The sequence below is a fragment of the Mucilaginibacter sp. 3215 genome, assembly GCF_050433785.1.
Taxonomy (GTDB): Bacteria; Bacteroidota; Bacteroidia; order Sphingobacteriales; family Sphingobacteriaceae; genus Mucilaginibacter.
Map to the genome: position 1 here is coordinate 252,869 of NZ_JBNPWO010000002.1, position 11,543 is coordinate 264,411.

The 11,543-nt window shown below is 43.1% G+C and carries 9 protein-coding genes; 1 reads left to right on the plus strand and 8 read right to left on the minus strand.

Features of this window, described 5'->3' with window-relative positions:
* Positions 1-5 precede the first annotated feature (5 nt).
* The 7 genes from ABIC84_RS04880 to ABIC84_RS04910 form a co-directional block, all read right to left on the minus strand.
* Positions 6-785, minus strand: a complete 780-nt coding sequence (locus ABIC84_RS04880; protein WP_429262834.1) for an SDR family oxidoreductase — start codon at positions 783-785, stop codon at positions 6-8.
* 40 nt (positions 786-825) lie between these two features.
* Complete coding sequence (locus ABIC84_RS04885) at positions 826-1,926, minus strand: alkene reductase (RefSeq protein ID WP_429262835.1); 1,101 nt, start codon at positions 1,924-1,926, stop codon at positions 826-828.
* A 212-nt stretch (positions 1,927-2,138) separates the two neighbouring features.
* Positions 2,139-2,729 carry a TetR/AcrR family transcriptional regulator gene (locus ABIC84_RS04890; protein ID WP_429262836.1) on the minus strand — a complete coding sequence of 197 codons (591 nt, stop codon included), beginning with the start codon at positions 2,727-2,729 and terminating at the stop codon, positions 2,139-2,141.
* A 175-nt stretch (positions 2,730-2,904) separates the two neighbouring features.
* On the minus strand, positions 2,905-3,489 hold the full coding sequence (locus tag ABIC84_RS04895) for a TetR/AcrR family transcriptional regulator (protein WP_429262837.1): 585 nt from the start codon (positions 3,487-3,489) through the stop codon (positions 2,905-2,907).
* A gap of 35 nt (positions 3,490-3,524) precedes the next feature.
* Entirely contained in the window at positions 3,525-4,817 is a 1,293-nt protein-coding gene (locus tag ABIC84_RS04900; protein WP_429262838.1) for a TolC family protein, read from the minus strand.
* A gap of 10 nt (positions 4,818-4,827) precedes the next feature.
* Positions 4,828-7,935, minus strand: coding sequence for an efflux RND transporter permease subunit (locus ABIC84_RS04905; RefSeq protein ID WP_429262839.1), 3,108 nt, complete (start codon positions 7,933-7,935; stop codon positions 4,828-4,830).
* Between the two features lie 9 nt (positions 7,936-7,944).
* Positions 7,945-9,006, minus strand: coding sequence for an efflux RND transporter periplasmic adaptor subunit (locus ABIC84_RS04910; RefSeq protein ID WP_426588325.1), 1,062 nt, complete (start codon positions 9,004-9,006; stop codon positions 7,945-7,947).
* Positions 9,007-9,265: 259 nt separating this feature from the next.
* On the opposite strand from ABIC84_RS04910, the gene ABIC84_RS04915 reads away from it, so the two are divergent.
* Entirely contained in the window at positions 9,266-9,856 is a 591-nt protein-coding gene (locus tag ABIC84_RS04915; RefSeq protein WP_129570612.1) for a TetR/AcrR family transcriptional regulator, read from the plus strand.
* Positions 9,857-10,942: 1,086 nt separating this feature from the next.
* Here the strand turns inward: ABIC84_RS04915 and ABIC84_RS04920 are convergent.
* On the minus strand, positions 10,943-11,494 hold the full coding sequence (locus ABIC84_RS04920; protein WP_426588327.1) for a hypothetical protein: 552 nt from the start codon (positions 11,492-11,494) through the stop codon (positions 10,943-10,945).
* Between the last annotated feature and the right edge of the window lie 49 nt (positions 11,495-11,543).

Sequence of the window (11,543 nt, forward strand, 5' to 3'; positions counted from 1 at the left end):
TATGGTTATAAGGATTTCTGTGAAGCTATTGCTTTGTAACTTCTTTTAGGATTAACCAGACCAAAAGTCAGTTTTGGAGCAAGCCGGTTAAGGACAGAAGCTAATTTGGTATCGCCTACACGGATAGTTAAGTGATCCTTTTGAAGACCGTTGATAAACGCTTTCACCAGGGCTTCAGTAGTTATTCTTTTGCCCTCCATGTTAGCCGCCATTTCTGTAGCAACAAGCGGCGGTATCAGTTCGAACACCTTTACGCTGCTGTTTAAAGCTTTTATGTGCTCTCTTAGCGATACGGTGTAAAAATGCAACGCTGCTTTGGAAGCCGCATATGTAGCTTCCAACAACGACGGAACAAAGCTCAGTATGGATGTGGTATTAATGATCGCGCTGTCTTTTCTTGATTTCAGCATCTTCATAAACAGGTTGTTAAGCCTGATCACCGACAGGTAATTAACGTTTATCTCATAAGCCGCGTCGTCAAAATGCCGGTCATCCGTCAAGCCGAGGTTGATCGGGTCGGCTAATACACCTGCATTGTTGTATAAAATGTCTATACCACCCAATTGCTGTACCTGGTTGAAAAGCTTTTTTGCGTCATCTGCATCTGATATATCACTTTTAATAGCCGTAATAGCCGGATACAGTTTCTTCGCATCTTCTAATTTTCTCTGGTTTCTGCCGGTGACAATTACACTGGCGCCTATGGCTAAAAATTGTTTTACAGCTTCCAGCCCGATACCTGATGCACCTCCTGTGATCAATATCGTTTTTCCTTTTAATTGCATTGTTTAATTTTATGAGTTCTGTCGAATCCTGTTGTTTTGATTATGATTGTTGGGCCAGTGTTGGATAATCGGTATAACCTTTTTCACCCGGCGTATAAAATGTTGATGGATCGGGCTGATTGAGCGGTGCATCTGTTTTAAAACGTTCAACAAGATCTGGATTGGCAATAAAAGGAACCCCGAATGATACCAGGTCGGCATCACCGTCGTTCAATACCTGGCTGGCTGTTGCCTTGTTAAATCCGCGGTTAATGATAATGGTGCCATCATAAAGCGGGCGATAACGTTTGGCAACTTCTTCAATACCCCAGGGATTGCCCGTTATATCGGTAAAAGGCTCGGTCAGGTGGAGGTAAGCCAGGTTATATTCATTCAATTTGGCGACGATGTAATCGTGCACAGCCATCGACTCCTCGTCAAGCATCATTCCCTGGATACCGTGAAGAGAAGGATTTAACCTTACACCCACCCTCGTGATATCAATTACCGTGTGTAGTTCATCAAGAATGTCAAATAAAATGCGGGCACGGTTCTTTATCGGGCCGCCGTACTGATCCTGGCGTTGGTTTGAGTAAAGGTTAAAGAACTGGTGCAGCAGGTAGCCATTGGCTGCATGCAATTCCACGCCGTCGAAACCCGCCTCTACCGCGTTTGCGGCAGCCTGTTTAAAATCATTGATTGTTTTTTGAATTTCTTCCGGCGTCATCTCCCTGGCATCAACCGTGTCTTTAAAGCCTTCGGGGGTGAATGCTTTGGCAAGCGGATTTAATGCCGATGGCGCCAGCGGAAGTTCACCGTCAAGCAGGTCTGGGTGCGATAATCGTCCCACATGCCATAATTGGGCGAAAATTTTCCCACCCCGCTGACGCACCGCATCTGTAACCAATTTCCAGCCTGCAACCTGCTCTTTTGTATAGATCCCGGGTACGTTCAGGTAACCTACTGCCTCCCGGCTGATATAGGTTCCCTCGGTGATGATTAGGCCAGCCGAAGCGCGCTGCTGATAGTAGCGTGCCGTCAGTTCGGTGGCCACGTTGCCCGGATTTGCTGACCGGTTACGGGTCATAGGTGCCATAACTATACGGTTGTTCAGTGCAAGGCCATTTAAATTATATGGCTCGAAAATAATTTGATCATTCATTTTTTCAGTTTTAAATAGTATCAGGAAGCAGGTTTGCAACCTTATTCATTGTCGTTTAATTGTTATTTTATACTTTTTAGTATATTCTATTTCATGTTGATTGTTAGTATTCCTTGCTATATCATGTCTGCGGCAGTGGGTTGAATACTTGATCACAAATACAATCCCATTGTCTATAAAAAAGACTTTTTAGTATATTCTATATCAAAAAATTATATTGCATAACTTTCTAACTCCGCTTTCAGGTCCTTGAGTAAACCGGCCATCGGTTTTGCGGTATTCATCGCCCTGCACATTACAACTGCACCTTCAACCGCAGCTACCGCTTTGAATGCATAAACAGCCGGATCAAGTTTGTCAGAAAATTCACCATCGGCAATGCCCTGATTTAAAATACTAACAAATACTTCCTGTCCGTGGCGAATGACACCGGCTATCTTTTCTTTAATAGCCGGAAAGTTATCATCGGATTCCACTGCAATGTTAAATACAGGACATCCGCCTTTAAGGTAAGTATTCAAAGGATCTTTATAAAAATCGAGAAAAGCAAATACTTTAGCCTTCGCTGTTTTACCCTTGCTAATAGTTAACAACATTTTTTCGCCGTTAGTATTCAACATGTGGTCAACAACCTGCAGAGCAAGGTCTTCCTTTCCTTCAAAATGACCGTAAAGGCATCCCTTAGTCAATTTTGTGGCAGCAAGCACGTCGTCTATATTAGCGCCGGATATTCCTTTCTGATTAAAGATAGGCGCCGCTGTTTCCAGGATGAATTGCTTTGTTCTTTCGGCTTTAGTAAGCATGTTAATAAATTTTACGATACAAAAATATACTAAAAAGTCTAATTAAAAATACTTTTTAGTATATTATATGCTTTATGATATGAGAATGACAATCACGGTGATTCTTAAAAATATCCGGAGTTTCGCTACTGATATAGCCTGCTTAACAATACGTTATACAGAGCGCTGCTTCCTTTTACTTGGTATAATTTGCGAGAAGACGCCGCCCGTCATCGGTAATTATTCCGTTTATAAATAGCCGGAGCGCTTCAAATATATCAGCCGGGGTTCCTACAGTATTATTAAACAGGTAAAAGTCTGCTACCGATATATAGATGGCTGCTGTAGCCGGCACATCCAGACCAGTGCGGTACAATCCCATTGCAATGCCATCTGCTAAATTTGATTCAATAATTATCTTCAGATGATTGATTTTAAACTCATGGAAAGCTTTCATGGCCCTCGGGTACCTTTTCAACATCATGTCGTTAAAAAGGTACCGTAAGGCGATCAACTGTTTAAAAAGCCCTTGCTGAAGAACCAACTCCTGTACCGGGTCATCTGCGGCATAGGTATTTGAACTGATAATACTTTTAGATTGACCGATCAGTTGGTCAACAATAGCTTCGACAAGGATTCCCTTATTGGCAAAACATTGGTAAACGGTTTTCTTCGACATACCAGCTGCTCTTGCTACTTCATCCATTGTTACACTGATGATACCATGGTTGATAAAAAGCTCAATAGTAATATCAATCAGACGTTTTCGTTTATGTTCCATTCCCGTAGCTAATTTGTTAGCTTTTTAAATTCAGGTCAGGGCTGATTTCCAGTTTTCGCGGTAACATAATTATATACCGCCGACCTTACATAAAAATCAGCAAATGCCGTAGCAACGGTACTTGAGGCCTGCTGATAAGCAGCCTGGGCATCCAGCACCTCCGAAATGGTAGCCAAACCGGCTTTGTAATTATCCTGGTTAACTTTCAGATTTTCGGCAGCCTGTTCCAGGTTGTCTTTTGCATAGCTGATTTGTGTAAGCTGGTCCTGCATATCATACCAATAGCGCATAATGCCTACTCTCAGCTGGTTTTGTCCGTCGCGGAAATCATTTTGAGCTATTTGCTCATTGATCCTTTGCTTCTGCATCTTTTGCTTGCCCCGGCCCCATAAACCGCTGGAGATGGGAATACTCAGGGTAACAAAACTGGCCGGTGCAAAGTTGCTCCCGATCCCGCTGTTGATTGACCCCGTTTGTGATGCACTTAGACCAACTGCCAGGCTCGGCAAGTTATCGCCATTGGCTAACCTGGTCTGTAGCTTTTCGCCTTCCATGCGTTTGGTCAGTAGCTGATAATTGGCATTACGGGCCAGGTTGGTATCTGGCTGCAGGGCAGGCAATACCGGCGTGCTGTTTGTATTAAGGGTGTCTTGCATTGCCATGAGCGAATCAAAGGCAATACCTGTATACATGGAAAAATCCAGCAGGGCCACCCGGCGGCCGTTCTGCAGCTTGCTTTTATTAACAAGCAACTGGCTTAGCTGAACTTTTACTTTGAGCAGATCGTTACGGGCAATTAATCCGGATGCTAGCATGTCCTTTTGCATTTTCAGTACAGTGTTAAGCAATGCTTCGTTAACCAGTATGGTTTTCTGCTGTTCCTGTATGTTGACGAGGTTCCAGTATTTCTGTTCGGTAAGCAGTATCACAGAATCTGCTGATTGCTTTTTCCTGATCTGGCTGACCTGTAGCTGCAATGCCGCTAACTGGTTACCCGTTTTAATTTTGCCGCCGGCATAAAGGGATTCCGTGCCGGTTACGCCAAACAGGTAAAAGTTATTGATGCCTTTTTCCAATAATGGCGGCGCGGCCGATACGAAGTCTTTAAACCCAAATAAACCCAGCCCGGTTGCGCTGACCGATGGGAGATAATCTGACTTGGCTGCAGCTACATCGGTTTTTGCAGAGCTTATCCTCAGCTCACCATTTTTTAAAGCGTAACTATAGGCTATAGCAGCCTGCTTACTTTCCTGCAGGGAAATGATATGCTGTTGGGCACCAACCTGCAGACATGTAAAAGTGAATATTGATAATAGGAATGTTTTCATGATAATGAGCTTATGCAGTTACAGATTCCGGTGTTTTGCTTTCCGGATGCTTTTGATCCTCCTTGCGGAAGAACAGCCAGTATAGCGTTGGCAGCACGAATAGGGTCAGCAACATGGATAACAGTAACCCGAAACAGATCACAGTACCCAACGGCCCCCAAAGCGAAGACCTGCTGATTACCATCGGTATTACACCCACGGCCGCTGCCGAAGAGGTTAAAAAGATCGGCCGCATCCTGCGTTCGGCAGAAAGCTTTGCAGCTTCAAAAACAGATTTACCCTCATGTAATCGTAGTTCTTCTGCAAAATCTATCAGGATGATGCCGTTACGGACCACGATTCCGCAAAGGGCAAGTAAACCGAGGAACGACGTAAAGCCAAAGGGATAGCCCATGATAAAAAGGCCAAAAGATGCCCCCAATAAGCTTAATGGCATAGTAGTAATGCTCAACAGGGCATGTTTAAGGTGCTTAAAGTGCCATAATAAGATAAGGAATATCAATATGATACTTACCCCAAGCGCGGTCCCCATTGGGCCCTGGTTCTCTCCCTGCAATTCCAGTTCGCCCCCATAACGCAGTTCAACACCGGCGGGAAGTTTTATTTTTTCGATGGCCGGTTGCAGTTCCTGCAATACGGCATTGGCAACAGCGTCCTGGGTTACATCCATACGTACCGTCAGCGTACGTACACTGTTTCTGCGGGCAATCTGGCCGTCATTCCACTCCGGGTTTACGTCTGCAACCTGTCTTAAAGGGATCAGGGATTTAGTTTGTGGCGCTACGATATTCAAGTCACGCAGGGCTGAAAGGTCAGTCCGGGACAGTTTAGGCGATTTGATTTTTACATCTACCGCGTAATTGTTTTCCCAAACCTGTGTAGCTGTAATCCCTTCTGAATGCATGGCTATTGCATTAGCAATATCGCCCTTGCTTAATCCAAGCCGTGCAGCTTCTGCTGTTTTTACATCTATTTTTAGGGTTGGCTGTATCTCGTTATAATCTGTCCGGGCCCAGGTAACCTGTTTATGCGTTTTGCCGATGGCTAAAACCTGATTGGCTACCTGTTTTAAGGCTGGAATATCATTTCCGCTGATCCTTACCTCGATAGCTGCCAGCGCATTGATCATGTTTAATTGTTTCATCCGGACATAAGCAGCCGGAAACAGGTTACTGTATTTATGCTGATAGTCAACAATCACCTCTGCGGTTGCGTCTTCAGATACTGTTTTGACCAGGATCTGCGCATAATTTTTTGACGGAAGATTTGGCGCATATACCGAGTGGAAACGTGGCGAACTGCTGCCGATAAAGCTGGTATAATTAAGAATGCGCTTATCCTGTTTTAATATCTTTTCCATTCCCTTCACCACGCTGTCCGTTTGCGAAAGCCTGTAGCCCGATGGCAGGTAGATCTCCATTGCAAATTGGTTTCGTTCCACTTTAGGAAACAACTGTTGCGGCAATACTCCCATAATCCCTATGCCAATCACCACCGACAGTACCGCAAAAAATACGGTTAGCTTATAGTGTTTCATGGAATTACCGATATGGTTATTAAAGAAATCCTGTAATTGGTCCAGGAAAGATCTTTTTTCATCTGCCTTATTATGCAGCAAGCCTTTTTTGATGAACAGCGTATTGAAAAACGGTACCACCATCATAGAGATGATCAGTGACAGTGTCAAAGCAATCATGATCGTTACAGGGAACAGGCGGATAAAATCTTTCGCCGTACCGGTCATAAAAAATGCCAGTGGCACAAAGGTTGCTGATATGGCCAGCGTAGCCGTAAACACTGATGGAAACAATTCCTTGGCGCTGCTAATGGCGGCATCCCAAACCGACATGCCGTGGTCCAGCTTTTCTACGTGGTTATCAATTACCACAATAGGGTCGTCAACCACAATCCCCAGCACCACAATCAACGCTGCAAGCGTAACAGTGTCCAGTTCTATACCTGTCATATACATAATACCCAGCGTTGCGGCTATGGTAATTGGTATAGTGGCGGCTGCAACTGCGGCAACCCTGAAAGGAAGCAAGAGTAAGGCAACGCACACTACGCCGATAAGCGCAAAAGCAAACTCTTTCATAAAGTGACTGATCGAATCATCTACCACCTCAGGCTGATCGGCCAGTTTTACCAGTTGGATATCAGGCGGCAGGTGCTGCTTTACTTTTTCGATATGTTCTTCCAGCTCCTTACCAAACTGTACAATGTTTTTGCCGGTGATCATTTCCAGTGATATCACGATGGATTTAGTGCCGTTGGAGGTTACATAGCTGTCCGGCTCATCATACTCACGTTTCAGGGTTGCTACATCACGAAGGCGCACCGAATTGCCGCCAGGATCCTGCCTGATGATCTGTTCAGCAAGCTCGGCCTCGGTTTTATAGTAGGTGCTTAAATGAATGGGCTCATCTACCACCTTTCCTTCTACTTTACCGGTAGCGTTAATAGCGCCGTCATTTTGTAGCACCTGCATCACATTATTGACCGATACCCCTTTTTGCAGCAGTTTATTATTATCTACATAAATGGTGATCTGCTCGTTCAGGTTGCCGGTATGGGATATCTTGGCAACGTCCTGTACCTGCCTCAGTTCTGCCTCGATGTCTTCTACATTACGAAGCAGTTCCTTATAGGGCCGTGTCTTGGACTCTACGGACAAAAGCATGGCAGAGGTATTACCGAAATCACTATCGATATAGAAGCCTTTAACTTCTTTAGGAAGCTGGCTTTGCAGAATCAGCATCCCGTTTTTGATTTTGTTCCAAAACGCTTTGGTTTGGATGGCATTTTGGTTATCTGCTACCTCCACAAAGATGTACATTACGCCATCCCGGGAAAAGGAGTAGGTTTTTTTTTTGTTAACCTCGTTATTACTAAAAAGGTATTCTTCTACTTTTTTTGTCAATTGCTCTTCTACCTGTTTGGATGAAGCGCCGGGGTATTGCCCCACGATGAGGCCCTGCCTGATAGTGAAATCCGGAAATTCGTTTCGGGGCATATTGAACAGCCCGGATAGGCCGAGCAGCACCAATATGGCCGATAGCGCAAGCGGGAACACATGGTACTCCATCGCCCATGCTATTAAATTCGAGTTCTTCTTCATGATAGGCGATTATTTACTAACGATAACAGGGGTTTGATCGGCAAGCTTCTGATAGCCGGAGGTAATCACTTGTTCGTTACCTGACAGGCCTGACTTGATGGCGATACCGTTGCTGTAAAGCTGTCCGGTGGTCACATCTTTACGTACCGCTTTATTTTGAGCATTCATAATGAATAAGAAGTTGTTTCCTTTATCGTCAACCTGTACAGCCTGTACAGGTACGATGATCTCTTTAGTATCTACTAAGGTATTGCCTTTTTTTTCTGCTGCGCCAAATGACACTTTACATAGCATGCCTGGCCTTAATTGGGCGCTGGTATTGGGTAAGGCTATTTTTAGATTGTAATTGGCACTGCCGTTCAAAGCAAGCACGCCGACTTCGGTCACTTTACCCTGTAAAGTCTGATCGCCGAGCGCATCGATTTTTATGAATGCCGGGGTCCCGGCTTTATAGTGGTTGATCTCACTTTCAGGCACGGCGACCAGCACCTTTACCGAATGGGTATCCAATAATTGTAACACTGGCTGGCCTGGATTGGCCACCGCACCGGCTTCTGCCATTTTAGCGCCAACATATCCGCTTACCGGGGCGTAAAGATGTGTATGTGCTATATTCTGGTAGGTTGCATTAGCAGCTGAAGTCGCTTGCTCGTAATTGGACTTAGCCTCCAGCATTTTGATCTCGGCAACGCTTCCCTTTTTAAAAACCTCGCTGATACGGGTATAGTTTTCATTGGCCAGTTTAGCCTGCGCCAGTTGTGCGTTGTATTGGCTGCGGTAGGTGGTTTCATCCACAGACCCGACCAGTTGACCTTTTTTAACGTAATCACCAGTTTTGAACGGGAATGACAAAATGGTACCCGAAACCTGGAAACTCAGGTCGATCGTTTTTTCTGCTTCCAGGGTTCCGTCATAAACAATGCGATCATTGATTGCCTGGGCCTCTGCCGACAAATTAAATACTTTTACCGTGAGCGTATCAGGTCCCGGCTTCAATTTGCTGTTGTTGGAGCAGCCGGTAATCCATAGGGCAGTTAATACCGCTCCGGCCAGTGTGATCGTTGTTTTCATTGAGTTAATTGAACGTTTATTGTTTTTTTGTCGATTTTTTTTTCATAGGAAACATCAGATTTCGTTCTTTTTCTACCTCATTGGGGTGAACAGTAATCAATCTTGCCGAAACCAATTTATTTTAATTTCGACAAATATACATTTTTTGTATTTGATTTTTTTTCAATTTAATTGTCATAAATTCCTTAAGTCGGGTCCTTTGCGCCCAAATCATAAAAGACGACGCCCGTATTAAACAAATAATGTATTTTTGTCGACTATGAAAAGAGTAGAAAATGATCAGGTGCGGGAAGAAATAGTTTTAGCTTCTGAAGCGGTTTTTGAGCGTTACGGTTATCTCCGGGTTTCCATGCAGGATATTTCTAATGAATGTAAGAAAGGCCGAAGCACCATATACCATTACTTTAAAAATAAGGAGGAGGTGCTGGACGCGGTGTGCGAGAAGATTTTTTTGAATTGCCTGGCGGAGAGCGAAGCTACTATCAGTAAAAGGCGCTCCTTTTCGGCTAATATCGAATCTTTTAATATCACCAAATTAAAGAACCTCCGTCAGATGGTCTCAAAGTATAAGTTAGCCATTGACGATTTGCGTTTAGACCCTTCAGGCTTTATATTCAAATTGAGGAGATTTGCTGAAAAAGAGGTTGCCGTTGTCAGTCAAATCATCGTATGGGGCGTCGAAAACAAGGATATTGGCGAACTGACAAAGGAAGACATTGATTTTTTGTCAGAAACATTGAATGCTGCCTTCAAAAGTTTTGAGCAGGAAGTACTCGTTTTTGGCAAATTTCCGCAAAGCGACAGCCAGGTGGCCTGGTTGGCGCAGATGCTGCATAAGGGTTTGTTATAGCCCTTGAAACGGATTGTTGACGTTGCTCTTCTGACCTTTAACTACGATGACATGATCGTTATACAGGATATTGTTGTTATCTTTATTTATAACTTACACGGAGGAAGGCTCAAAGCTTACCCGGCTGTTCTCTAAATGGACGTTAACGTACGCTGCCGAGCCTCGCGCTGTCTGGTATAAAAGCGATCGCCCTGTTTTCATACTGAAGTAAAAATAATTTCATAATTGGTTGTCATTATTTGGAGGTTTTTTTAATTTTTATGATTTATCCAGCCGGTAACCATTATCCTGGCAGCATGCACACCGGACCATTGTGATTTTAGCCGAATCAAAAAAAACCTCCGCCCTCCCAGAAAAAAAGTTATTAGCATAATTGGTCAACATCATCCTAAACTGCCCCGGATCATTTGCAACTAATGCAGGGCGCTAATAGAGACTATCGTTAAAGCAAACATATTATTACCGCTATCAAAATTCATTAGGCAGATTCGAGCATTTACATGCAAATTCAAGAAAACTCATTATCACATAATAATCAATCACTTACAAAAATCCACTTACTAACTCATAGTTGTGCGATCTTCGAACCATTAGTACATTTACCGAATTCATTAAAAATTATTTTCAATTCAAATTAAGAAAATAAACCCTATAGAAATTCACGACCGATCTTTATACAAAGAGAGTCAATAAGATCTATCGTAAAAAAAGCGCTCCGTATCTCACCCCGGAGCGCAATTCAATGTTCCTACAAACACTGTTCAACTAAACTCAGATCTCTACAATCTAAGATTCATACTGTTCAATAACGTATGCTATAAATGCAAGGGTACAGAAAACAGGGGCAATAATCGCCTATATATCATAATATTTACAATTCAATAGAAAAATAAATTTGAAATTCAAACAAAAATCAACACCGACTTATTTTTTCACAACAGATACTGCTATTTCTTATATGAAAAATGACAATATCAATCAACGAAATGATATTTAATACAACATCATAAACATAGTTGCGATATAAACTCATCCGGAAACGAGCAATTGCAGGCAACTCGAAAAAAGAAAATCAGGGGGAGGTATTTAGCAGTTAGCCTTGGGCGGCTGTTTGGGAGTTTTTATACAACGGGTGGTTTCAAACTCAAAACTGTACGCATCAGCTGATGTAAGCTTTGTTTCAAAAACCCTGAAATCAATGGATTGAAATGACTGGGCAATCAATACATCCGCAAAGGAGATGCCCACATAAGGTACATGTTCTTTTTGAGGTACGGGTATACCTTTTACCGGCGCTGTATGCAATACATTATCTGCATTAAAGTGCGTTTCTGTATAGGTGGGGATACATTTTAAGTATAATTTCTTACTTGTAACCCGCATCTGTATGTAATTATATGCCTGCTCCCCAAACTGGATCTGCCCCCTAATATTCTCATAATTTTTCCAATCATGAATACCCGGAAGGTTTACAGGGATAGCTATTTCCTTAAGGTCATGAACATCATATAAGCCTTTTGACGCTTGCTTATTATAAAAATCTTCCATCCTCCATGACAAATATTGTTGCAAAATCAGCGATCCGCCCGAACCATAGGTATGCACGATCAACAACAATATGGCAACAAATTTCTTCAAAGGTTGTATAATTTTATATCTGTAAATATAGAAAACCCGCAACATTTAT

Excerpts from the sequence above, each read along its gene's own strand:
- ABIC84_RS04880 (WP_429262834.1), bottom strand. The coding sequence starts at position 785 with ATGCAATTAAAAGGAAAAACGATATTGATCACAGGAGGTGCATCAGGT.
- ABIC84_RS04885 (WP_429262835.1), bottom strand. The coding sequence starts at position 1,926 with ATGAATGATCAAATTATTTTCGAGCCATATAATTTAAATGGCCTTGCA.
- ABIC84_RS04890 (WP_429262836.1), bottom strand. The coding sequence starts at position 2,729 with ATGCTTACTAAAGCCGAAAGAACAAAGCAATTCATCCTGGAAACAGCG.
- ABIC84_RS04895 (WP_429262837.1), bottom strand. The coding sequence starts at position 3,489 with ATGGAACATAAACGAAAACGTCTGATTGATATTACTATTGAGCTTTTT.
- ABIC84_RS04900 (WP_429262838.1), bottom strand. The coding sequence starts at position 4,817 with ATGAAAACATTCCTATTATCAATATTCACTTTTACATGTCTGCAGGTT.
- ABIC84_RS04905 (WP_429262839.1), bottom strand. The coding sequence starts at position 7,935 with ATGAAGAAGAACTCGAATTTAATAGCATGGGCGATGGAGTACCATGTG.
- ABIC84_RS04910 (WP_426588325.1), bottom strand. The coding sequence starts at position 9,006 with ATGAAAACAACGATCACACTGGCCGGAGCGGTATTAACTGCCCTATGG.
- ABIC84_RS04915 (WP_129570612.1), top strand. The coding sequence starts at position 9,266 with ATGAAAAGAGTAGAAAATGATCAGGTGCGGGAAGAAATAGTTTTAGCT.